The organism is Paenibacillus ginsengihumi DSM 21568 (genome assembly GCF_000380965.1).
Classification (GTDB): Bacteria; Bacillota; Bacilli; order Paenibacillales; family NBRC-103111; genus Paenibacillus_G; species Paenibacillus_G ginsengihumi.
On sequence record NZ_KB905555.1, the window covers coordinates 103,550 to 127,366 of the forward strand.

At 59.4% G+C, this 23,817-nt stretch carries 22 protein-coding genes and 1 riboswitch; of the genes, 19 read left to right on the forward strand and 3 right to left on the reverse strand.

Going from position 1 to position 23,817, the window contains the following annotated elements; genetic code table 11:
• Positions 1-107 precede the first annotated feature (107 nt).
• Both F591_RS0106600 and F591_RS0106605 read left to right on the forward strand, forming a co-directional pair.
• Positions 108-1,538, forward strand: a complete 1,431-nt coding sequence (locus F591_RS0106600) for a DEAD/DEAH box helicase (protein WP_019533803.1) — start codon at positions 108-110, stop codon at positions 1,536-1,538.
• Positions 1,539-2,161: 623 nt separating this feature from the next.
• Entirely contained in the window at positions 2,162-3,265 is a 1,104-nt protein-coding gene (locus tag F591_RS0106605; RefSeq protein WP_019533804.1) for a GerAB/ArcD/ProY family transporter, read from the forward strand.
• Positions 3,266-3,403: 138 nt separating this feature from the next.
• Here the strand turns inward: F591_RS0106605 and F591_RS0106610 are convergent, their stop codons facing one another.
• On the reverse strand, positions 3,404-3,670 hold the full coding sequence (locus F591_RS0106610) for a DUF2533 family protein (RefSeq protein WP_019533805.1): 267 nt from the start codon (positions 3,668-3,670) through the stop codon (positions 3,404-3,406).
• A gap of 597 nt (positions 3,671-4,267) precedes the next feature.
• Between F591_RS0106610 and F591_RS0106615 the strand changes: the two genes are divergently transcribed.
• From F591_RS0106615 to fumC, 5 genes are all read left to right on the forward strand, one after another.
• The gene (locus F591_RS0106615; RefSeq protein ID WP_019533806.1) at positions 4,268-5,323 is read left to right on the forward strand and encodes an ABC transporter substrate-binding protein; all 1,056 of its coding nucleotides are present in this window, start codon (positions 4,268-4,270) and stop codon (positions 5,321-5,323) included.
• Between the two features lie 77 nt (positions 5,324-5,400).
• Positions 5,401-6,309: an ABC transporter permease gene (locus F591_RS0106620; RefSeq protein ID WP_019533807.1), complete on the forward strand. Its 909-nt coding sequence runs from the start codon at positions 5,401-5,403 to the stop codon at positions 6,307-6,309.
• Complete coding sequence (locus F591_RS0106625) at positions 6,309-7,103, forward strand: ABC transporter ATP-binding protein (RefSeq protein WP_019533808.1); 795 nt, start codon at positions 6,309-6,311, stop codon at positions 7,101-7,103. Before F591_RS0106620 ends, F591_RS0106625 begins: the two co-directional genes overlap by 1 nt.
• 177 nt (positions 7,104-7,280) lie before the next feature.
• Positions 7,281-7,829 carry a signal peptidase I gene (gene lepB, locus F591_RS0106630; RefSeq protein WP_019533809.1) on the forward strand — a complete coding sequence of 183 codons (549 nt, stop codon included), beginning with the start codon at positions 7,281-7,283 and terminating at the stop codon, positions 7,827-7,829.
• 231 nt (positions 7,830-8,060) lie between these two features.
• Positions 8,061-9,473, forward strand: a complete 1,413-nt coding sequence (gene fumC / locus F591_RS0106635; RefSeq protein ID WP_019533810.1) for a class II fumarate hydratase — start codon at positions 8,061-8,063, stop codon at positions 9,471-9,473.
• A gap of 29 nt (positions 9,474-9,502) precedes the next feature.
• On the opposite strand, the gene F591_RS0106640 is transcribed toward fumC, so the two are convergent.
• Positions 9,503-9,697, reverse strand: coding sequence for a hypothetical protein (locus F591_RS0106640; protein WP_019533811.1), 195 nt, complete (start codon positions 9,695-9,697; stop codon positions 9,503-9,505).
• Between the two features lie 259 nt (positions 9,698-9,956).
• On the opposite strand from F591_RS0106640, the gene F591_RS0106645 reads away from it, so the two are divergent.
• The 6 genes from F591_RS0106645 (at position 9,957) to F591_RS0106670 (ending at position 15,683) form a co-directional block, all read left to right on the forward strand.
• The gene (locus tag F591_RS0106645; RefSeq protein WP_019533812.1) at positions 9,957-10,604 is read left to right on the forward strand and encodes an SOS response-associated peptidase family protein; all 648 of its coding nucleotides are present in this window, start codon (positions 9,957-9,959) and stop codon (positions 10,602-10,604) included.
• Between the two features lie 98 nt (positions 10,605-10,702).
• Entirely contained in the window at positions 10,703-11,014 is a 312-nt protein-coding gene (locus F591_RS0106650) for an ArsR/SmtB family transcription factor (RefSeq protein WP_026326415.1), read from the forward strand.
• A 2-nt stretch (positions 11,015-11,016) separates the two neighbouring features.
• Positions 11,017-11,505 (forward strand): SRPBCC family protein, encoded by a 489-nt coding sequence (locus tag F591_RS0106655; RefSeq protein WP_019533814.1) that lies wholly within the window; start codon positions 11,017-11,019, stop codon positions 11,503-11,505.
• A gap of 343 nt (positions 11,506-11,848) precedes the next feature.
• Complete coding sequence (locus tag F591_RS0106660; RefSeq protein WP_019533815.1) at positions 11,849-13,411, forward strand: ABC-F family ATP-binding cassette domain-containing protein; 1,563 nt, start codon at positions 11,849-11,851, stop codon at positions 13,409-13,411.
• 270 nt (positions 13,412-13,681) lie between these two features.
• Entirely contained in the window at positions 13,682-14,971 is a 1,290-nt protein-coding gene (locus F591_RS0106665; RefSeq protein ID WP_019533816.1) for a M48 family metallopeptidase, read from the forward strand.
• Positions 14,940-15,683, forward strand: coding sequence for a hypothetical protein (locus F591_RS0106670; RefSeq protein WP_026326418.1), 744 nt, complete (start codon positions 14,940-14,942; stop codon positions 15,681-15,683). The genes F591_RS0106665 and F591_RS0106670 overlap by 32 nt, the downstream gene beginning before the upstream one ends.
• A 2-nt stretch (positions 15,684-15,685) precedes the next feature.
• Here F591_RS0106670 and xerS read toward each other — a convergent pair whose 3' ends face one another.
• Complete coding sequence (gene xerS, locus F591_RS0106675) at positions 15,686-16,765, reverse strand: tyrosine recombinase XerS (RefSeq protein WP_019533818.1); 1,080 nt, start codon at positions 16,763-16,765, stop codon at positions 15,686-15,688.
• 221 nt (positions 16,766-16,986) lie between these two features.
• Positions 16,987-17,195: riboswitch (cobalamin riboswitch) on the forward strand.
• Positions 17,196-17,338: 143 nt separating this feature from the next.
• Between xerS and metE the strand changes: the two genes are divergently transcribed.
• The 6 genes from metE to F591_RS0106705 all read left to right on the forward strand — a co-directional run bounded on the left by metE (position 17,339) and on the right by F591_RS0106705 (position 23,754).
• Entirely contained in the window at positions 17,339-19,639 is a 2,301-nt protein-coding gene (gene metE, locus F591_RS0106680; protein WP_019533819.1) for a 5-methyltetrahydropteroyltriglutamate--homocysteine S-methyltransferase, read from the forward strand.
• A 111-nt stretch (positions 19,640-19,750) separates the two neighbouring features.
• Positions 19,751-20,008 carry a hypothetical protein gene (locus F591_RS0106685; protein ID WP_156829471.1) on the forward strand — a complete coding sequence of 86 codons (258 nt, stop codon included), beginning with the start codon at positions 19,751-19,753 and terminating at the stop codon, positions 20,006-20,008.
• Between the two features lie 184 nt (positions 20,009-20,192).
• Positions 20,193-20,348 carry a hypothetical protein gene (locus F591_RS31270; RefSeq protein WP_019533821.1) on the forward strand — a complete coding sequence of 52 codons (156 nt, stop codon included), beginning with the start codon at positions 20,193-20,195 and terminating at the stop codon, positions 20,346-20,348.
• 247 nt (positions 20,349-20,595) lie between these two features.
• Positions 20,596-21,732, forward strand: a complete 1,137-nt coding sequence (locus F591_RS0106695; protein ID WP_019533822.1) for a glycoside hydrolase family 88/105 protein — start codon at positions 20,596-20,598, stop codon at positions 21,730-21,732.
• A gap of 146 nt (positions 21,733-21,878) precedes the next feature.
• Positions 21,879-22,607, forward strand: a complete 729-nt coding sequence (locus tag F591_RS0106700) for a hypothetical protein (RefSeq protein WP_019533823.1) — start codon at positions 21,879-21,881, stop codon at positions 22,605-22,607.
• A gap of 151 nt (positions 22,608-22,758) precedes the next feature.
• Positions 22,759-23,754, forward strand: coding sequence for an acrylyl-CoA reductase family protein (locus F591_RS0106705; RefSeq protein WP_019533824.1), 996 nt, complete (start codon positions 22,759-22,761; stop codon positions 23,752-23,754).
• Positions 23,755-23,817 lie beyond the last annotated feature (63 nt).

The window sequence follows — 23,817 nt, forward strand, 5'->3', positions numbered from 1 at the left end:
GCAAAAAAGTCCAGGCTCGGGCAAAGCGAGGAGGCAGGCTCTCCATAAGCTGCCGCCCGGCCTGGGAAATGGGAATCAGAAGTATATCGTAGAAAAGAGGATATTCCATGAACCGCACCACATTCGCCGCACTGGGCATCCGCCCGGAGATCGAGCGGCTGCTGAGGCAGCAAGGCATCGCCGTTCCGACGCCGGTACAGCAGCAAGCCGTTCCCGCGCTGCTCGCAGGCAAGGACGCCATTGTACAGGCGCAGACGGGGACAGGCAAGACGCTGGCGTTCGTGCTCCCGATACTCGAATGCATCCGGACGGACAAGCCGCATATTCAGGCGCTCATCGTGACGCCGACGCGCGAGCTGGCCATCCAAATAACGGCCGAGATCAAGAAGCTTGCTCCCGCCGTAGGCGCGCAGGCGCTGGCCGCTTACGGCGGCCAGGATGTGCTCGGCCAAATTCGCAAGCTGCAGGGAGCGGCGCATATTGTGATCGGCACGCCGGGGCGCATCCTCGATCATTTGCGGAGAGAGACGATGAATCTGTCGCGCGTGTCGATGCTTGTGCTCGACGAAGCGGACCAAATGCTTGACATGGGCTTCCTGACCGATGAGGAGGAGATTGTCCGCCATCTGCCCCGCAGCCGCCAGACGATGCTGTTCTCGGCCACGATGCCGGGGCCGGTGCGCGCGCTCGCGGCCCGCGACATGCGCAGCCCGGAGGATATTCGCGTCAGCGGCCGCCAGGTGACGCTGGAGGGCATCCGGCAAATCGTCGTCGAGACGACGGACCGGCTCAAGCAGCGGGCGCTGCTTGGCATGATCGAGCGGTATCGCCCGTATCTTGCCGTCGTCTTTTGCCGTACCAAGATTCGCGCCAGAAAGCTGACGGAAGCGCTGCAGGCCGAAGGGCTGGAAGCCGACGAACTGCACGGCGACATGACCCAATCGAAGCGGGAGCAGGTGATGAAGCGTTTCCGCGAAGCGAAGCTGCAGCTGCTGGTGGCGACGGATGTGGCAGCCCGCGGGCTCGATGTGGAAGGCGTCACCCATGTGTTCAACTACGACATCCCGCACGATGGCGAATCGTACATTCACCGGATCGGCCGAACCGGGAGAGCCGGAAACAAGGGGATGGCCGTTACGCTCGTTTCGCCCCGGGACCGGTACTATTTGACGCAGATCGAGAAGGCGATCGGTGAGACGCTGGAACGCAAAAGCATGAGCGAATTTGTGCCTGAAGCGGAGAAGGAGAAGGGCGATTGGCCCGAAGAACGGCTCAGCGGCGGGAAGAAAGGAGCGGGGCGGCCGGGCAAAGCCGGCGCCATGGGCGATGGCGGCGGGAGCCGCCCGCAGCGGCAGCGAAGCGGCCGGGCGCCGGCCCGGGACGTCCCGTCCCGCAGAGCGAAGCAGGCGATAGCGCGCCAGCCGGCGAAAGGGCGGCGGCAGGACGGAGCCGGACGCGGCGCCGCCAAGCCGGCCGGCACTCGCGGCGGCGGCCGCCAGACGGACGCCGGTTCGCGCGGCCGGCGCGGCCGGAGATAACGCGAGGCATGGCAAGGCCTTAAGTTATGCTGAAAGGAGCATCCCTGCGGCGGGATGCTCCTTTCAGCATAACTGCCGGGATGGAATGCTCGCTTTGCTTGCCTCGTTTTGCTAGCCGTGGGCTCACGTTTTGCCGGGCAGACCTTAAGCTAACGCCAGCCAGAGAGCTTATTTCACTCGAAACGCTCGATTTGACATGTTAACGCAAGTGAACAACCTTATTTCGCATTTTGGCTACCAGAACGAGCGTTTTGGATAAGAATAGCGCTGTTGCATTTTTCCAAGGCTGCGTTTCAGCTAAATAGACGCCTATGACGAGCTGTTCCATCGTCATCGGTCGCCACCCGCGGTATTGAAATTTTAGCTGGCGGATTACCGCAAAATTTTCAAGAGGGCGTTTGTCACTGGCGTTAGAGATGTGACTCTTGGCTCCTGGCTCGCTTGTAGCCCTCGGTTTCTGATTTCAGGCCATGCCTTGCGGTTCGAGTTCTTTACGGTGACGAGACAGGGAAGCGAGGTTTTTACCTGCCCGGGTCAGGTATCGGCGGTAGCGGCGGACCACTCGCATATTTTAGGCGAATTAGAAAATGATAACAGGAGAGGGGATTGAAAGGAGAATCGCGTTGAAGGCATTTCAGTACGGAGACGACCAAATCAGCTCCAAAGAGATCAGCTTTGCGACTGCTTCTGTGATCATCGCCGTCTTTATACTGGTGCTGCCCCGAACCGTGGCCAAGGATACCGGCTCGATCGATGGCTGGATAGCCATTGTGCTGGCGGGATGCGTCAACGGAGTGTTCGCATGGCTTATGGCCACATTGTGCGCGCGATTCCCGCAGCAGACCTTCTTCGTCTTCAGCGCGCGTCTTGTCTCCAAACCGGTCGCCTACGTGATGACGATCGCCTTGGCGGCCTATTTAATGACGCTGGTCTCATATGAAGTCCGGCTCATCTCGGAGACAGCTAAGCTTTATTTGCTGGGACGGACGCCGCTGGAATTTATCGCGCTTGCTTTCCTGCTGCTCACGGTCTACGCGGTGTTCAGCTCAGAGGTGACGATTCTTCGCCTCAATTTGCTGTTCGTGCCGATCATCGCAGCGATTGTCATCATCGTGCTCGTATCCAACATCGGTTACATGGAAATGAGCAATGTGAAGCCTGCCTTTATAACGAGCTGGGAACGGATCTGGGGCGCCGTCAAAAACAACATCTGGGCGTTCAGCGGGTACGAAATCATCCTGGTATATATCGCTTATGTCAAAGAGCCGTCCAAGGTCGCGAAAGCGGTGGTCGGAGGCATGTGCGTCCCTTTCGTGCTGTACATTGCCGTCTATATCGTGGCCATCGCCGTGTTTTCCGTTCAAGGCGCGGAAAACATGGTATTCCCGACGATTGAGCTGGCCAAGCAGGTCGAGGTTCCGGGCGAATTTTTTTCGCGATTCGAAAGCATTTTTTTTACGGTATGGGTGCTCACGATTTTTACGACGACGACGATGGCGCTGGATGCTGCTGTCAAATCGCTGCGATCGATGTTTCCGCGGTTGCGCAAACCGGTCTTCCTGTCGCTTTCCGCCCCGCTCATCTATATCTTAGCGATGATGCCGGAAAATTTGAACGCCGCTTTCGCTTTGGGCAGTTCGCTCACGTACCCCGCCTTATTTTACACCATGCTCGTGCCGACACTGCTCCTGCTCGTTGCCAAATGGACCGGCATTCGGGGCACATAACGCGATAGCTCCTGCCCCGGCAACGCCGCCTGGCAGGCGGCCACTTTGCCTATCTTGAAAAATCAGCTTTATCTGCAAGCTGATTTTTCAATACCGCAGGTGACGTCCGATGACGAAGTAGTCGTTCGTCATAGGCGTCTATCCGGATTGTCCGATCCGTCTCACGTACTCCTCGATCATCTCCGCGGTGACCCGCTTGCGGGCCTCCGTCCCTTCCGGTCGGGTCAACTCGTTCATCCTATCGCCAATCCGGTTGATCGCCTCGACGGAGAACGGCTTGCCGGCGGCGCACAGCTTCACTGCCCGCTCGATCTCCCGCTCGCGCGCCGCGTCGAGTGCGAGGAACTCGCGAACCCGTTCGTTTTGTTTTTTGACATGGGACGTTATCGCTTCGTGCACATTCACAGTTGGTCATCCTTTCTATCTTGAAAATTTGGCGGTATACGCCGACAAAATTTCAATACCGCAGGTGACGACCGATGACGACAGGAAGCGCTCGTCATAGGCGTCTATCTTGAAAATAGCCCGGGGTGCGCGGCTCATTTTCATCATCTGATGGTGCCGTGCGGCAGCATGGGCGTCTATCTTGAAAAATTGGACGGAACCCTCCGGCGAATTTACAGGCACCGAAGGTGACGACCGATGACGAAAGGAATCGCTCGTCATAGGCGTTTTTCTTATCGCTACAGAAAGTTTAACTTCGCTAGGGCTTAAAGCGAAGTGCGATTTTCTGTACCAAGAAAACTACCGCTGAACCGCGGTCGCTCATCCTTGAATGGACTTCGATAGCCGTTTTTCTTTAAATTCAGCGGTAATCCGCTCGAACGATTAAGCTCGCCACAGGTGTTTATTTTATGCTTTTTTGTCGCGCTTGGAAAGCCCCTCTCATCGATCGCTTTATTTACCGGCGGATAAATTGCGGATTGACGATCCAGGTCAGCCGTAATATCATTACATTATTGATTTAAAGCATTCAACCTTTAAATAGGAGAGGGTCAACAGATGAAATCGGGTAAATCTTCGAAGCTGCTTGCCTTGCTGGTGGCAGTGCCGCTCGTATTCGCAGCCGGCTGCGGCACGAACAACGCGACGAACGGTGCGGAAGGCTCGGGAGGCAGCTCCTCAAGCGACAAAAAAGTGTACAAGATCGGCATCTCGCAAATTGTCGAGCATCCGTCGCTGAATGCTACGCGGGAAGGATTCCTGGCCGCGCTTAAGGATAACGGGTTCGTCGAAAAGGACAATCTGGAGGTCGATTATCAGAACGCGCAGAACGATTCGTCCAACAACGTGACAATCGCCCAGAAGTTCGCAACCGACAAGAAGGATCTCGTGCTCGCGATCGCCACGCCTTCCGCCCAGGCGGTTGTGCAAAGCGTCAAGGACACGCCTATCCTGTTCTCCGCGATTACGGACCCGGTCGACGCCAAGCTTGTGAGCAATCTGGACAAGCCCGGCGGCAACGTGACGGGGGCGGCGGATACGCATCCGGACGCCATTCCGAAGCTGATGGAGTTCATCGCCTCCGACTTCCCTCAGGTGAAGACGGTCGGCATTGTCGCCAACCTGGGCGAACCCAATGCGGCGACGATGGTCAATACCGCGGAAGCCGAGCTGGCCAAGCATAACATTAAGGTGCAGAAGGTATCTGTCGCCAACAGCTCGGAAGTGAAGCAGGCGGTGGATTCGCTCGTCGGCCGCGTGGACGCTTTCTATATTACGCTTGACAATACGGTTGTCAGCGCTGTCGAAACGGTCATCAAGGTAGCGAACGAGAAGAAAATCCCGTTCTTCTCCAGCGACCGCGATACGGTGGAGAAAGGGGCGCTGGCCACTTACGGGTTCAAATATTACGATCACGGCTACCAGACCGGCATGATGGCTGTCGATATTCTCAAAAACGGGAAGAAGCCGGCCGACATGAAGGTCAGCTACCCGGACAAGCTCGATTTGATCATCAACGTCGATGCGGCGAAAAATCAAGGCGTCGAGATTACCGAATCGATGAAGAGCAAGATGCAGGACAAAAACAACTTGATCAGCGGCACAGCGAAATAAGACATTGACGAAGGACGGAGTGACCGGTGCAGTCGACTGCGCCGGTCACTTTTCATGTTATAGGGAGGTATACATTTATGTTTAACGCAGCCATGCTCTCCATAGAGCAGGGATTGCTGTACGCCATTATGGCTCTGGGCGTTTACATTACATTCCGCATTCTCGATTTTCCCGATCTGACCGTAGATGGCAGCTTCACGACCGGAGGAGCGATCGCTGCGGTCGTCATCGCCGGCGGCGGATCGCCGCTTCTGGGCACGCTGCTCGCTTTGCTCGGCGGACTCGTTGCCGGGGCCTGTACCGGCCTGCTGCACACGAAGGGCAAAATCAACGCGCTCCTGTCCGGGATCCTCATGATGATTGCCTTGTATTCGATTAACCTGAGAATTATGGACAAGAAAGCGAACATTCCGCTGCTCGGCACAGATACGCTTCTCACGAACGTGCAGATTCTGCTTGTGATGCCGCTTGTCGTGATTGCGCTGAAGCTCTTGGTCGACTGGTTTCTGCATACCGATCTCGGGCTCGCGCTGCGCGCGACGGGGGACAATCCGCGCATGATCCGCAGCTTCGGCGTAAACACCGATTCGACCATCATCATGGGCGTCAGCCTGTCCAACGGGATGGTCGCCTTGGCAGGCGCGCTCGTCGCCCAGTACTCCGCCTTCGCGGAAATTACGATGGGCGTCGGCATGATCGTGATCGGGCTCGCTTCGGTCATCATCGGCGAAGCGCTGTTCGGCGCCCGCACCGTGTTCCGGGCTACGCTCGCCGTGCTGCTGGGGGCGATCGTATACCGCCTGGTTGTTGCCGTTGCGCTGAGGGTCGGACTGGACCCGATCGACATGAAGCTGATGACAGCGCTTATTGTGATCGTGGCTCTGACGCTGCCGCGAATCCAGAGCAGCTACCGGCAAAAGGCGCTTATCCGCAAGCGGGCCGGCCAGCTGGTGCAGGGCGGTCAGACGGACGGAGGTGGACGTTGATGCTCGAGCTGAGGAACGTATCGAAGCTGTTCAACCCGGGAACGCCGGATGAGAAGGTCGCCCTGTCCAACATTCAGCTGCAATTGAAGGAAGGCGATTTCGTCACCATCATCGGCAGCAACGGAGCAGGCAAATCGACGCTCATGAACATTATTTCCGGCGTGATGATTCCGGACAGCGGCGAGGTGTGGATCGGCGGCAAGCAGGTCGAGCTAATGTCGGAAGCGAGACGGAGCGAATGGATCGGCAGGGTATTCCAGGACCCGATGGCCGGGACGGCGCCGACGATGACGATCCAGGAAAATATGGCCATCGCCTACTCCCGCGGCAAGCGAAGAGGGCTTCAGCTCGGGGTCACCGCGCGCAGAAAAGCGTTCTTCCGCGAGCAGCTCGCAAGGCTGGGCCTCGGGTTGGAGCAACGGCTTACCGCGAAAGTAGGCCTGCTCTCCGGCGGCGAACGGCAGGCGCTCAGCCTGCTGATGGCGACCTTTACCGAGCCGCGCATTTTGCTGCTGGACGAGCATACCGCAGCGCTGGACCCTTCCCGGGCGGAGCTGATTACGAACTTGACGAAGCAGATTGTGGAAGAGCTCAATTTGACGACGCTGATGGTGACCCACAACATGGAGCAGGCGATTCGCCTCGGCAATCGGCTCATCATGATGGACAAGGGACGCATCATTCTGGATGTGCCGGAAGAGGAGAAAAAGGGGCTGACCGTCGAAAGGCTGTTGAGGGAGTTCGAACGGATTCGCGGCGAAAAATTCGTTGATGACCGCGTTGTTTTAGGATAGATGCCGATAAAGGGTGCTTCCTTCGTCATGCTGCGCCGAACCGGCGGGCGAGCGAAGCGCGAAAGCGGCAGCGGGCTCGTCCGAAACTAGCGAATCGCCTGCAAGCTTACATCTCCGCTGCGGTCATGCTATAATGATAGAAAAAGCATTGCCGCTGTCAGGAGAGGAGAGCCGACCATGGCCCGTATTGCCAAAGAAGTGTGGGAATGGACCCGTTCCCTGGCCATCGCTATTTTGCTTACCTTGCTCGTCGGCATATTCGTCATTCAGCCGACCAAAGTGGAAGGGCATTCGATGGACCCGACCTTGCGGGACGATCAGCGCATCTTCGTATCGAAGCTGTCACATACATTCCGCTACGCGCCCGACTACGGCGATATCGTGATTATCGACAGCCGCGTCGACCGCAAGCGGACCTTGATGGACGATGTGATGGAGCACCCGATCATCGCTCTGTTCCGGGGCGAAGTGGACAACACCAAATATATCAAGCGGGTCATCGGCAAGCCGGGAGATGTTCTGGAATTCAAGGATCATCAGGTCTACCGGAACGGCGTCGCTTTGGAAGAACCGTATTTGAACGAGAAAATGAATTATACCTCCGACAAGAAATGGACCGTGCCGGACGGCCACATCTTCGTCATGGGGGACAATCGCAATAACAGCCGGGACAGCCGCGATATCGGCTTTATTCCGCTCGATCATGTGCTCGGTATCAAAATGTGACGAACCTTCGTCTTCATGATGCATAGACAATCTTATAGCGACAAGACAATACGTATACGTAAGATGAAACGGTCATCCGCTGGGCGGATGGCCGTTTTTGCGCTGCGGCAGCGGGGTAAAATAGGGAAGAGCGGATTTCTTTTAGGTGGAATGCGCTGCTAATGCGTTATACGTCCGGTCAACCTGCAGACGCGGGTACAACAAATGAAGACGGAAGGGGCTGTTCCGGCAATGAACGAGAACGATTACGATTCGGCGAACGTGCGCATCGAGCGCGACTCGATGGGCGAAATTCGCGTACCTGCCGATAAGCTGTGGGGGGCTCAAACTCAGCGAAGCCTGGAGCACTTCCGCATAGGGGAGGAACGGATGCCGCAGGAGGTCGTCTATGCGCTGACGTTGCTGAAGAAGGCGGCGGCGCGGGTCAACCGGACCCTTGGCGCGCTGGAGGAAGAGAAGGCGGAAGCGATCGAAGCCGCGGCGGACGAGGTGCTGGCAGGGCGGTGGGACAGTCATTTCCCGCTTTCGGTATGGCAGACGGGGAGCGGAACGCAGACGAACATGAACGTCAACGAGGTGCTCGCCCGCCGGGCCGCAGAGCTGCTCGCATCCCGCGGCAGAGGCCTGCGCGTTCATCCGAACGACGATGTGAACCGCTCCCAGAGCTCCAACGATACGTTTCCGACAGCGATGCACATCGCGGCGGTGTCGGCGCTGGAAGACCGGCTGCTGCCGCCGCTGGCGCGGCTGACCGCCACGCTGAAGCGGAAGGAAGCGGCGTTCGCCGATGTGATCAAGCTCGGGCGCACCCATCTGCAGGACGCTACCCCCTTGACGCTCGGGCAGGAGATCAGCGGCTGGCGGGCGATGCTGGAGGCGGCAGGCCGAATGATCCGGCAAGCCGTCGAGCCGCTTCGCGAGCTGGCGATCGGCGGCACGGCGGTCGGCACGGGGCTTAACGCCCATCCCGCTTTCGGCGAGCAGGTCGCCGCGGAAATTAGCCGGCTCACCGGCAAACGGTTCAGCTCGGCGGCGAACAAGTTCCATGCGCTGACGAGCCACGATCAGCTCGTTTTCGCGCATGGCGCGCTCAAGGCGCTAGCCGCCGATCTGATGAAGATCGCAAACGACGTCCGCCTGCTGGTGAGCGGCCCGCGCAGCGGCATCGGGGAAATGAAGATCCCGGAGAACGAGCCGGGCAGCTCGATCATGCCGGGCAAGGTGAACCCGACCCAGGCCGAGGCCATGACGATGGTCGCCTGCCAGATCATGGGCAACGACGCGGCGCTCGGCTTTGCGGCCAGTCAAGGCCATCTGCAGTTGAACGTGTTCAAGCCGGCGATCATTTACAGTTTCCTGCAATCGGTTCGGCTGCTGTCGGACGCCATCGACTCGTTCGACCGGCATTGCGCTGTCGGGATCGAGCCGAACCGGGAGACGATTCGGCGCAACCTGGAGCAGTCGCTCATGCTGGTGACCGCGCTGAACCCCCATATCGGTTACGAGAAAGCAGCGGCGATCGCCAAGCTTGCTCACCGGGAGGGCATCCGGCTGCGGGAGGCTGCCGTGCTCAGCGGCTTGCTGACGGAGGAGCAGTTCGACGCGTACGTTCGTCCCGAGGATATGATTCATCCGAAAGCGTAATGCGCCGCTTGGCCAGGGCGTGTATGCGGTTATCGAATAGAGACGAAATCGAAATCGTCGCGCATAAATTTTTTGCCGCCAACGGTAACGACGATCGGATTAAACCCTTCTACGCTGCCTATGTAATCGATCACGCGCCGCCCTTTGTCCCGCACACAGACGGTATAATGGGAGACGAATGCTTTCTCGAACTGCCGATCTGATGTTAGCTTGCGAAATGCCATGCGGCGTCACCTCGATGAATGGTAATATGGGCTTTTCTGGAGGGTAGGGACCCGTACTACGTAGTGTGGTCCGCGATCTGGCAAAATAACCAGCCCCATTCATGATATGCGGCTTCAGCTTGTCGCTTTCCCGTCCCGAACCCGAGCGGATTGGCTTCGCGGATCAGGGATGCCTGAGCGTCGCTCGCGGGTATGCATGAATTTCCGCTGCGTGCAAATACTGTATGCAACGAAGCTAGCGGAAGGTGGTTCATTGCTCATGTGCGATCGATTGATTTTGACGGCGGATGCAAGCACGTTAATGGAGCAGTTTCAGGTAGCCGGCAGCGCTCCGGCTGCTCATTCCTTATCGCCCGAATGGAAGCCCGTCGGTTTCGTCGCGGCGATTGTCGTGCGGGAAGGGGAGAGGCGGCTGGAACGATTCCGCTGGGGCATGATGCCCTTCTGGGCTAAAGATTCGGTCTGCGCGGACGGCGAGCAGATCATGGAAAAGCGCGTGTACGACCGCATTGTGCGCAAGCAGCGCTGCATTATTCCGTGCTCGGCATTCGAACGCGTCGTGAAACTGAAAGGAGCTTCGTCGCCGGTGCGCTGCACAGTCCGCGACCGCCGGGTCGTCGGGATCGCCGCATTGTACGACATGTGGGACAGCGCTTCGGGCGACCGGCTGCACACCTGCACGCTGCTGACGCTGCCGAACCGCCGCGGCGAGCTGGGCGACCGGCTGCCTGTGCTGCTCGAAGGCAGCGATCTGGATGCCTGGCTGGACCCGTCGCTAACGGACAAGGATGTGCTGCAGTCGCTGCTTAGGCCCACGGATGCGTCCAGGCTGGTTACCGTCGCGGCGGCCCGCCCCGGCAAGCAAGCGGCCGACGAGCTGGACCCGGCTCCGCCGCGGTTTGCTTGATGCGAAGCGCGTATCGGCAAGCGGCAAGCCCTGTCTCCCGTGTGGAGGCAGAGCTTATATTTCATGACAGTTATATTTCTATCCAGTAATATAATGGCATGAAAAACAGTCTTTTGTTCGAGGTGCTGGCCGAACCGAAGCGCCGGTTGATTCTCGATCATTTGCGGCAGAAGGAGCGGTCGGTAGGCGAGTTGGTCGCTCTGTCGTCGCTGAGCCAGCCCGGCGTGTCGAAGCACTTGCGCATCCTGCGCGAGGCCGGCCTCGTCGGGGTGCGCAAGGAGGCACAGAAGCATCTGTACTATCTGCGGGCAGAGCCGCTGGCCGAAATCGATCATTGGCTGGAGCCGTACCGCCGGTTCTGGTCGGACAAATTGGCCGCCCTTGAGCGGCAGTTGGACGAGGAGGAGTAGACTTGCTGGCAGTTGTAACTAAAACGGACGGCGGTTATACCGCGCGGTTCGAGCGGCGGCTCAAGCATCCCGTGGAGAAGGTGTGGGCCTTTCTGACGGAAACCGAAAAGCTGGCGAAATGGTTCCCGGAGCTGTCGATCGACGATTTGCGCGAAGGGGGAGTCGTCAAGTTCGACATGCAGGACGGCACATTCGAGGAACTGAAGATTCTCGAATTGAAGCCGCTGAAGGTGTTCGAGTACATGTGGGGGGAGGATCAGGTTCGATTTGAATTGTATCCCGAAGCGGACGGCAGCTGCCGGCTAGTGCTGATCGAGAAAATTCATAAGCTGACGGATCATTCCCCCAAAGATTTGGCCGGCTGGCATGTCTGCCTCGATGTGCTTGCCGCTGTGCTGGACGATCGCGAAGCGAAACCGCACGGCGAACAATGGGAGAAGCGGTATGCGGAGTATGCGCCGATCGTCTCCAGGCTCCGCGATGCCGCGTAAAAGAAGTATTGCTTTCTAGCGGAAGGGCCTTCGTTTTCGCCAAAAAGGTGGAAATGAAGGCTCTTCGCTGCTGTTTGCGCCGCCCATTCCTGCCCTGCTTTCGGCCAGACTCGGGACGGCTTCGCCTTCTTACGCCGCACAGCGCGGTGAGCGGGCAGCAGGTTGTTCCGGTATGCCGGCGAAGATGATATAATAAGGCGATTGCAAGCAACCATAAATAGAGGCCGATGACGAGCAATTCCTGCCGTCATCGGTCGTCACCGTCGGTGTCCGAAAATTCAGCTTGCAGATAAAGCTGATTTTTCAATTGATATATCAAACGATAGGAGAATTGGGCGGAAAGATGAGTCTGTTAACGGTTGAACATTTGAGCCACAGCTTCGGAGGACGGGTGTTGTTCAAAAATGTCTCGTTCCGGCTGCTGGCCGGCGAGCATGTCGGATTGGTAGGGGCGAACGGGGTCGGCAAATCGACGTTGATGAATATACTCACAGGACAGCTGCTCAAGGATCAAGGCAAGGTCGAGTGGACGCCGCGCGTGCAGTACGGTTATTTGGACCAGCACGCCAAGCTGACGCCGGGCCTGACGATTCGCGACGTGCTCAAAAATGCGTTCCTGCCGCTGTTCGAGCAGGAGCAGGAGCTACTGCGCATCGGCGAGCAGATGGCCGAGGCCGATCCGGAGGAGCTTGAGCGGCTGCTGGAGCGAATGGGGGAAATTCAGGAGCGGCTCGATGCGAGCGGCTTCTATATGATCGACGTGAAGGTGGAAGAGACGGCGAACGGCCTCGGACTGAGCGCAATCGGGCTGGACCGGGACGTCTCGACCTTAAGCGGCGGGCAGCGGACGAAGGTGCTGCTGGCCAAACTGCTGCTGGAGCAGCCGACGGTGCTGCTGCTCGACGAGCCGACCAACTATTTGGACGTAGAGCATATCGAATGGCTGCGGAACTATTTGCAAAATTATCCGTACGCGTTCATCCTCATTTCCCACGATACCGAATTCATGAATCAGGTGGTCAACGTCATCTACCATCTCGAATTTGCCAGGCTGACGCGCTACACGGCCAATTACGAGAAGTTTCTGCAAATGGCCGAGATCAGCAAAGCGCAGCATATCGAGGCTTATGAGAAGCAGCAGGAATTTATCAGAAAGCAGGAAGATTTCATTCAGCGGAACAAAGCGCGCTATTCGACTTCAGGCCGGGCGAAAAGCCGGGAGAAGCAGCTGGAGCGGCTGGAGCGCATCGACAAGCCTGAGGAAGCGGCCAAGCCGACATTCCAGTTCAAGGAATCGCGGGCGAGCAGCCGGTTCGTCGTCGAGGCGAAGGGCCTCGAGATCGGGTATACCGAGGCGCTGCTTCCGAAAATGGACGTCGTGATCGAGCGCGGCGACAAGATCGCCTTCGTCGGCTGCAACGGCGTGGGCAAATCGACCTTGCTGAAGACGCTGCTCGGCAAGATTGAGCCGTTCGGAGGCAGCGTGTTCCAGGGCGATTTCCTGTATCCCGGCTACTTCGAGCAGGAGGTCAAGGCGGGCAGCGGCACGCCGATCGACGAGGTGTGGAACGAATTCCCGCATCTGAACCAGCATGAGGTGCGCGCCGCGCTTGCCCGCTGCGGGCTCAAGAACGAGCATATTACGCGGCCGATGAACCGGCTGAGCGGCGGCGAGCAGGCGAAGGTGCGGCTGTGCAAGCTGATGATGCGGGAAAGCAATTGGCTGCTGCTGGACGAGCCGACGAATCATCTCGACGTTGCCGCGAAAGCCGAGCTGCAGCGGGCGCTCAAAGCATACAAGGGCACGATCGTGCTCGTCTGCCACGAGCCGGACTTCTACGAAGGCTGGGTTACGAAAGTTTGGGACGTCGAGGCGTGGTCGAACCGCAAGGCGGGCGCGCGCTAGCCGGATCGGACAGAGCTCCTCATGCGCTGCTCCTGGCGCTGGAGCTCTTTTTCATTCAAACGCGACCGACGGTGACGGCCGCTGACGATGATGGCCCCGTCCCGATTACATCTTCGTCAGACTTGCCGGCCGGGCCGCAGCGATTAGACCCGTCGCATGCACACAGCTCGCCCGGCGCGGCCGGCGCCGATGATGTGGCCGCTCCATCGCTATGGTATACTAAGATTTGGAACAGGGCTGGGCAGGCCCTTTACTTGGATGTGAGGGGGAATGCCGGTGCAGCGGCCAAACGAATATCAAGGCAGCCGGGCGATCCGCGGCTTCCTGTGGTTCTTTCTCATCTATGCTGCGGCGATCGCGTCATATGTATGGCTGAACTCCCCGCAGACGGTTCCCGAGCCGTACCGGGGCACTGCGGCCGATCCGGCCACTTTCCTGACGGCGGAGCAGCTTGCAAGCAGCGGCACGATCAACGCTGTGCGGAACATCGTGTTTTTCCTCAGCTATCCTTGGGAGTGGGGATTATACGTGATTTTGCTGTGCGGCGGGTTCGCGCGGCGCTGGAGAGACCGGCTCGAAGCGCCGGCCGTGCCGCGCCTGCTGCGGCTGCCGGCCTACGTGCTGCTGCTGAACGCTGTATCGCTCGCCGCTTTTTTGCCGCTGAACGTCGTCAGCTACAGCATGTCGCGGGCGTACGGCATTTCCACACAGCCGGTGGCAAGCTGGCTGCGGGACAAGGCGGTCAGCTTCGGGATCAATACGCTGCTGATGATCGCCGTGACGGCGGTCGCCTTCTGGATAATCGGCAAGGGCGGGCGGTGGTGGCTTAAGCTGTGGCTATTGTCGGTGCCGTTCACGCTGTTCATGATGTACATCCAGCCGGTCGTGATCGATCCGCTGTACAATCAGTTCTCGCGATTGTCAAGCCCCGAGCTGGAGCGCAAAATACTCGATCTCGCAGCCAAAGCGCATATTCCCGCCGACCGGGTCTATGAAGTGGACATGTCGGAAAAGACGAATGCCCTCAACGCCTACGTCAACGGCATCGGCGGCAGCCTGCGGATCGTACTGTGGGATACGACGCTAAAGCGGCTGGACGAGCCGGAAATCTTGCTGATCATGGCGCACGAGATGGGCCATTATGTGATGCACCATCTGGAGTGGAGCGCGGCGGGGGCGGTCGTCTCCTCGTTCTTCATGCTGTGGATCGGCAGCAGCGTCCTGCTGTGGACGATTCGCCGCAAGGGAGGCGCCTGGGGCATTCGCGGGCCGTCGGACCCGACGGCGCTGCCGCTCATTTTGCTGCTGGCGTCTGTCGTATCCTTCGCCACGCTGCCCGTCTCGAACTACGTCTCGCGCCAGGCGGAGCGGGCCGCGGACAATTACGCCTTCGAGCTGCTCGGGCAAACCGACGGCGCGGCCGGCATGTATCAGAAGCTGGCCGCTTCCTCGCTCAGCGAAGTCAATCCGCCGCTGCTCGTCAAGCTGTTCCGCTCGACCCATCCGAGCATCGTGGAGAGGATCGTCAATGCCGAAAAGCATGAACTTACCGCCCCGTAAGCTCGATATTTATTTGCTGGCCGGCGTCGCCACCGCGCCGAACTTCATGGAGGAGCTGCGGCAGGCGCTTGTCCGGCGGCTCCGCTCGGCAGGGGCGGATGTGCGGGCGGACCTGCTGTTCCCGTACGGCGACTGGAACCGCAAGCTGCTGCCGCAGCTATACGAGATTCGCCGGGACCTTGTCTGCCGCGAAGGGCGCCGCCATTCCACAGGCTGCGCAGCGGCGGCGGAAGCGATCCGCGCCACGTATCGGGGCGGCGGTCTGGCCATCATCGGGCACAGCGGCGGCGGCGTCGCCGCTGTGCATGCGGCGCGGCTGCTGCGCTCCCGGCAGCAGCCGGAGCGGCTGCGCCCGGACCGCGGCAATGAGGGCGCCGAAGCGCCAAGCTGGCGGGTCATTCAGATCGGCTCGCCCAAATGCGCCGTGCCGGACGATATGCGCGATTCGGTGATGTATGTATATGCCGCGAGGCCCTGCGGGCGGCCGGCCGATCCGGTGACGCGGCTCGGCACCTGGGGCGGCTGGGAGCGGGGCGGCGGCCTTCCCCGTTGGAATCCGCGGCGCTACGCCCCGGGCGTCATCGTGCCGGTCCGTATTCGGGGCGGGCATCCCGATTATTTTCGCAGCCGGGAGCCTTACATCGACGAGGAAGGCGTGTCCAATCTGGAGAAAATGCTGCAGCTGACCGTTCCGTGGATCGAACGGCGTTAAAGCTATTCCCGCTGCTTGTCGATCGCTGCGGCCATCGTCCGGTCCGTCAAATGCGCATAGATTTGCGTCGTCTCGGGGGACGCGTGGCCAAGCTGCTCCTGCGTCTTGTACAGGTCGTTGCGCAGGTAGTAATCGGTGGCGAAGGAATGGCGCAGCTTGTGCACGGAAAGATACGGCTTGCCGAACCGTTTGGCGTATTTGACGACCATCTCCTGGATCGCCCGCTTCGTCATGCGCTCTCCCTCCTGTTTTCCGTTGGCGATGGCGAGGAAGAGCGCTTTTTCCCGTTTGGACGGCTTGTATTGCCCGCTTCGCAGCTCCAGGTACATGGTCAAATCAGCGACCGCCTCCTGCCGGAAATAGACCGGCGTCTTGAACGACTCGTCGTTATTCCCTTTGCGGAATACATGAACCAGCTTCTTCTTGAGATCGACATCGTCCACGTTCAGGTTAACGACCTCGGATACCCGCAGCCCGGAATGAAGGATCAGGCTGACGATGCATACGTCGCGAATCCGGTTCAAGCGGTACGAATAGAGTGCCTGCTTGTTGCTCGCCACGTCCTGCGGATAAATATTCCTGATATAGTCGATGAATTCGAGAATCTCCTCTTCCTGCAGCAGCTTGCCCTCGAGCTTGGCCGCCGTATCCTTCGGCTTGTGGGTCCGCTTGATCTCGACCTTGGCCATGACGTTGCGCTTCAGCAGCGGATAAAAGTTCTCGTCCTCCGCGATTTGGCTCAAATAATGAAACAGCGAGCGAAGGGACGACAGCTTGCGGGAAATCGTCGTTTTGCTGTTGGCACCCTTTTTTTTGCTGGAGAGAAACATTTTGTAGTGGTCGATGCTTTCCATATGCAGCTTCTCGAGATCCTCGAGCGGAATGTCGCGCACCGAGCCTGCCGTGCTCAGTCCTTCAGCCAGCAGCCAGGAAAAGAACGTCTCGTAATCCCGAACGTACTCCAGCAGGGAGGAAGGGGACAAGTCCGGCAGCTTGTAATTGATAAATTTCTCCACATACCAGGGCATGGAGGTTACTTTTTTGTCCAGCTCTTCCCGGTCTTTCATTTTAATGACATTCACCGTTCGTTCACCTCGCTTTTCTGATTATACCTTGGCCCGCAGCGGTTGTAAAAGCAGGGGCGAGCAGGCGGAAGCAGGCGGCGCAGTGCCGAATCCGCATGTCCTGGCTAACAGCCCGGCGCAATTGCCCGAAATGGAGCCGCGTCCCCAATTCCCGCGATCAGCAAAAAAAGATTGCATAAATAGGTTAACTAGAGTATGATTTTACAAGCGTTAAACAATTGCATACGCTGGGAACAGGTGCGCCGATTGCCGTTTTGAAATGACGGAATCGGGGCTTAAAAGGGAAGCACGGTGCAAATCCGACGCGGTCCCGCCACTGTAACAGAGGAGTCGACGCGAGTGAAACCCACTGGTTCTTCGAACCGGGAAGGGCGCGTAACGACGATGACGCTGAAGCCAGGAGACCTGCCTGTTCTGACAACACTGCTGTACCTACGGGAGATAGGGAGGTGTTAGAGATGGCAGCCGCCGTTTGGACGAACGCGAGGCATCTTTACCCTATGCTTTAATATGGTAAAGATGTCTTTTTTTGTATGGAGATATTAAAAAAACAGACGGAGTGATGGGAACATGAGTTCGATATTGACCGGCAATTTGGGATACCCGAGAATCGGGGAGAGCAGGGAGTGGAAAAAAGCGCTGGAGGCGTTCTGGTCCTCCGCGATCGACGAACCGGAACTGCAGCGGCGGATGAAGGAGCTGCGGCTGCGCCATCTCAAGGTGCAGCAGGACAAAGGCATCGACCTGATTCCGGTAGGCGACTTCACATTGTACGACCAGGTGCTGGATACGGCCGCCATGTTCGGAATCGTGCCGAAGCGGTTCGCGTATGCCGGCGGGCCTGTGCCGCTGTCCGTTTATTTTGCGATGGCGCGGGGCAGCGAGGGCGCGCCGGCCTGCGAAATGACGAAATGGTTCAATACCAATTACCATTACATTGTGCCGGAGCTGGGCGAGGCGACTCCCGCGCTGACGGAAAACAAGCCGCTCATCGCATACCGCGAGGCGAAGGCGGAGCTCGGCATCGAAGGGAGGCCGGTGCTGATCGGGCTGTACACGTTCTTGACGTTGGCCAAATGCCCTGCCGGTCAGTTGGACGATTACATCGCCCGGCTGCTGCCTCTGTATGCGCAGATCGTTACCGAGCTGGAGCGGGAAGGTGTGCAGTGGCTGCAAATCGACGAGCCGGCCTTGGTCTGCTCGATCGGCAAGGACGACATGAGGCGAATCGCATTCATTTACGATAAGCTGCACGAAGCCGCCCCGGGCCTGCGCATCATGCTGCAGACGTACTTCGACGCGCTGGAGCATTACGAGGAGACGGTTTCGCTGCCGGTGCAGGGCATCGGGCTCGATCTGGTGCGCGGCTGGGAGCGGACGATGCGACAGCTTGCCGAGCACGGTTTTCCGGAGGATAAGGCGCTCGGCGCCGGGCTGATCGACGGGCGGAATATTTGGGCCGCCGATCTGAAGGCGAAGCTTGTCCAGCTGGAAGGCGTAGCTCGGTATGTCGCTCCGCAGCGCTTGATCGTTCAGCCGTCGTGCAGCCTGCTGCATGTGCCGGTGACAGTGCGGCGCGAGACGAAGCTGGATGCCGGGATGAGGGAGGCGCTGGCCTTCGCCGACGAGAAGCTCGACGAGCTCGTGCTGCTGGCGAAGGCGGCGTCCGGGGAGCGCAGCGAGCGCGTCGACAGCCGGCTGGAAGCAAGTGCGCAGGCGGTCCGCCGCCTGCAGACGTCGCCGTGGCGGGTCAAAAGCGGCGTCCGGGAAGCGGCGCTGCACATCGGACAGCAGCCGGCGGAACGATCGGCGCCATTCGCCAAGCGGCGACAGGTCCAGCAGCGCAAGTGGCAGCTTCCATTCCTGCCGACGACGACGATCGGCAGCTTCCCGCAAACGGCCGAGGTGCGGCAGGCGCGCAGCCGCTGGAGAAGCGGCGATTGGACGGACGCGCAGTACGAGGCGTTCGTTCAGGAGCGCATCCGGGAATGGATCGGCATTCAGGAGCAGCTCGGGCTGGACGTGCTCGTTCACGGTGAATTCGAGCGCACGGATATGGTCGAGTATTTCGGCGAGAAGCTGGGCGGCTTCCTTTTCACCCAGAACGGGTGGGTGCAATCGTACGGCTCGCGCTGCGTCAGACCGCCGATCATTGTGGGCGACGTCGAATTCATTAGCCCGATGACGGTCAAGGAATCGGTATACGCCCAATCGTTGACCGAGAAGCCGGTGAAGGGCATGCTGACCGGACCGGTAACGATCCTGAACTGGTCGTTCGTCAGGGACGATCTGCCGCGCGAGCAGGTCGCTTATCAGATTGCGCTGGCGCTGCGCCAGGAAGTGAAGGCGCTGGAAGAGGCCGGCATCGGCATGATTCAGGTCGACGAGCCGGCGCTGCGCGAAGGGCTGCCGCTCAAGCGGCAGGATTGGGCGCGCGAGCTCGAGTGGGCGGTTCGCGCTTTCCGGCTGACGACGTCGACGGTCGCTCCGGAGACGCAAATTCATACGCATATGTGCTACTGCGAATTCCACGATATTATCGACGCCATCCGCGCCCTGGACGCCGACGTCATCTCGATCGAAACGTCGCGGAGCCACGGCGAGCTGCTGCACAGCTTCGAGGAGCACACCTACGATCAGGGGATCGGTCTCGGCGTATACGACATTCACAGCCCGCGCGTTCCTCCTGTGGAGGAGATGGTCCGCATCATCGAGCGTTCGCTAGCGGTGCTCGATCCCGAGCTGTTCTGGGTCAATCCGGATTGCGGGCTGAAGACGAGGGGAACCCGGGAAACGATCGCCTCGCTGCGCCATATGGTCGAAGCGGCGAAGCTCGTTCGGGAGAAGCAGTCGGGGCCGGCGAAGCCTTGAAGCGCGCTTGCAGCGCCGGCGCCGAGCATCTCTGCCGCTTATCCGGCACAGGCGTCCATTCAGCCGAAGACGCTGAACGCCAAGAGCAATGGCAACAAAGTTACGGCAAGCGTGAAGCTCCCCGAAGGCTACGATGCATCCATGATCGAGCCGAACAGCCTCGCTGTCTTCGTCGCGGGAAGCAGCCGCACCGTTCCCGGTGTCATAAAGCAGACCGGAAGCGGCCGCAAAGCGATGCTCGAGTTCGACAGGCAGCAGCTTATTGCGGCGCTGCAGGATCGCTCAGGACCGGTCGCGCTGACCATTACCGGAGCGTTCGGCGACGGCCAACGGTTTGCCGGCAGCGATACGATTACCGTCAAACATTAAATGTTCGTCGGAAGGACGGCCTGCGGGCCGTTCTTTTGCGTTGTATCAGCACATCATTGGCAGCCAAGATGATGTCTTTAACGGTATTGGCCGACGTTTTTTCCCGGGAAAAGGACGGATGCGGAAGCAAAACGCGCCCCAATGAAGTATCGTATAGTAATCGATCGCCGAGGAGGAAGGCCCTGTGAAGTGGAGCACGCTGTGGAAGGAAGGGTATAAAATATTGACGGATGACAAGCAGATTCAACAAATGTTTAAGGACTTCGCCGTAATGGAAAAGGAGCTGAAGCAAGCGGTTAAACAGACGGATGCATTGAAAGAGCGCTGGAAGGATGCGTAAAAGCAAAAGCCCGTAACAAGACGGGCAAAACAAGAGCCCTGCCCATGCCGACGACGCCGAGAAAAGCGGGCCAGGAGGGGGCGAGTGACAGCGGAGAGGAGGATCGCGGACGGCGGCGGGAGACGGGACGGCTGGATGCTTGCCGAAAAAGGGGTTTCCCCTATACTTTGCAGGGGTTGCCCCCATTGCAAAATCACAGCGTCCGGTATAATGGGAATAGGGCCAAAAAAGTAGGGGGGGAATGACGATGAACGCATCATCAACGGCCTGGTCGTCGCGGTTCGCCGACAGCTTCGTAAGCGGTTATCCGCTGCTTGGAGACCATCCGCATCTTTCGCCGAGATGGCAATATGAAAACGGATGCATGTTGAAGGCGATGGAGCGGATGTACGAATATACGAAGGACGAGCGGTATTTTCAGTACATACAGACGAATATGGACCGGTTTATTCGGGAAGACGGCTCGATCGACAGTTACACGCTCGAGGACTACAATCTGGATCAAATATGCCAGGGGAAGACGCTGTTTCTGCTTCATGCTGCAACCGGCCAGGCCAAGTACGCCGAGGCGGCCGAGCGGCTAATCGTCCAGCTTAATGGACATCCCCGTACGGAAGAAGGCGGCTTCTGGCATAAGAAGGTATATCCGTATCAAATGTGGCTGGACGGGCTGTACATGGCTGCGCCGTTCATGGCCCAGTATGCCAAGGCAAGCGGCGATGCGCGCTGGTACGATGAGGCGGTGGAGCAGCTTGTTATCATGGAGAAGCGGGCCCGCGATCCGCACACGGGCTTGCTGTACCACGCCTACGACGAAAGCCGCGAGCAGCGGTGGGCCGATCCGGTGACGGGGCGATCGCCGCATTTTTGGGGCCGGGCGCTGGGCTGGTACATGATGGCGCTGGCGGATGTGCTCGACAGTTTGCCCGTCGATCACCCGCGCCGCGGCCTGCTGTGCGGCATCTTCGAGCGGCTGGCGCATGCGGTCGCCGCGGTTCAGGAGCCGGAGAGCGGTTTATGGCACCAGGTGCTCGATCAGGGCGGCCGCGAGGGCAACTATTTGGAGGCAAGCGGCTCGTGCATGTTCGTATATGCGCTGGCGCGCGGCGTGCGGCAGCGATACATCACCCGCGGCCACTGGAAGACGGCGGAGAAGGGCTGGGCCGGGCTCGTCGGCCGCCTGATCAAGACCGATGCCGAAGGCAATCCGCGCCTGACGCAATGTGTGGCGGTATCGGGGCTCGGCGGCAACCCGTACCGCGACGGCTCCTACGAATATTATGTCGGCGAGCCGGTCCGCGATGACGATGCCAAAGGGCTGGCGCCGCTCATCATGGCTGCGCTGGAGATCGAAGCCGGCTTGAATGCGATGCGATCGGTATAACGGCAAAGACGCTGCGATAAAGACGAACCCTTGGCGAGATGCCAAGGGTTTCCTGCGTATTTCGTCAAGAAGTTGCAAATTGCAATCGACTGGAAAATATGAAACAATAAAAATATGAGAGATTAGCGAGCGGAAGAGGGAGCGGCGTGGAGTATCATTTTGCGAGAGAGAAAGAAAATTATGAAGATTTTGCGAGCGGCCGGGTGCTCTACAGCGCGCCGGGGCTGACCTCGTTCCCGGTGCGGCTGGCCGCGGAATTGTACGGGCGGTGCCGCCGCGCCCTGGAGCGCCAGGGAGTCCAGGGGCCGTATACGCTGTACGATCCTTGCTGCGGCGGAGGATATTTGCTGACGGTCATCGGCTTTATGTACGGGGAGTCGATCGCGCGCCTCTGCGCCTCCGATCTGGACGCGCGGGCGGTCGAGGTCGCCAGCCGCAATTTGGCTTTGCTGAGCGCGGCGGGACTGGAGCGGCGAATCGGGGAGCTTCGGGCGATGCTGGAGGCGTACGGCAAGCCGTCGCACCGGGAAGCGCTGGACAGCGCGCAGCGGCTGCGGAACAGGCTGGAGGCAGGCGGCCGCACGATGGATACCGTTTGCTTTCAGGCGGATATCGCAGCGGATACGGAGCGGATTCGACAGCATGCCGGCAGCGCTCATATCGTCATCACCGATGTGCCGTACGGCGGGCTGGTGCAGTGGCAAAGCGGCGGCGGGATGGAACTCTTGCTGAGCCGGCTGCATGCCGTTCTGCAAGGCCCGGCTGTCGTTGCCGTCGTCGCAGACAAAAGCCAAAAAATCAGGCACGAGCAGTTTCGCCGAATCGAGCACTTAAAGATCGGGAAGCGGCATGCGGCGATATTGGAGCCGTTGTAAGCGGCAGATTTTGGAGTCACTGTAAGCGGCATTTGATTAATGATACATATAATTAACGTCGTTAACTACATAGAGGATAGCGATATGGTTAATTCCGTTAAATATTAATGAAACTAACGATCTGTGCGAGGCCAAAAAGGAGGAACGATCGATGGTATCATCTTTCAACGCTTTTCTGGTTCGCCAGGAGGAAAACGGCGTAACTGCCGGCATGACGACGCTCGCGCTGGACGATTTGCCCGCGGGCGACGTGCTCGTCGAGGTGCATTATTCCAGCGTGAATTACAAGGATGCGCTGGCCTGCAGCCCGGACGGCCGTGTCGCCCGCCGTTATCCGCTCATCCCGGGGATCGATTTGGCTGGCGTCGTGCTGTCCTCGGCGAACCCGCGCTTTCGCGAAGGCGACGAGGTCATTGCGACAGGCTACGAGCTCGGCGTTTCCCATGCCGGAGGATACAGCCCTTATACACGCCTGCCTGGCGATTGGCTCGTTCCGCTGCCGGACGGGATGACGCTGAAGGAGGCAATGATCTATGGGACGGCAGGATTTACCGCCGCCTTGTCGGTCCATCGGATGGAGCAGTGCGGCATTCGTCCGGACGGCGGCAAGCTGCTTGTGACGGGTGCGACCGGGGGTGTCGGCAGCATGGCGGTATCGATGCTGAGCAGACGCGGCTACGAGGTGACCGCCAGCACGGGCAAAGCGGCGGAACGCGACTATTTGACCATGCTGGGGGCACGGGAAATTATCTCCCGGGACGAGGTCAGCGGAGGGGAGCGGAAAGCGCTCGGCAAAGCGCGCTGGCAGGGCGCCGTCGATCCGGTCGGCGGCGGGACGCTTGCCGCGCTGCTCAGCCAAATCAGCTACGGCGGCTGCGTGGCTGTGAGCGGGCTGACCGGCGGATCGGCGGTGGAGACGACCGTCTTCCCGTTCATTCTCCGCGGCGTCAGCCTGCTGGGCATCGATTCGGTGTACTGCCCGAAGGACGTCAGGGAAGAGATATGGCGCAGACTGGCAACCGATTTGCGCCCGCGCGATCCGGCCCTTCTGCTTGAGCGCGAAATTGCGCTTGAGGAATTGCCGGATGCCTTGGCCGCCATTCGCGGCGGGCAGGCGCGCGGCCGGACGGTCGTCAAGTGCCGCTAGCGCGATTCGTCAGTCCCCGATCCGAAGGCTGCGGCTTGCGGCTTGGTGAGCATCGCCGTCACA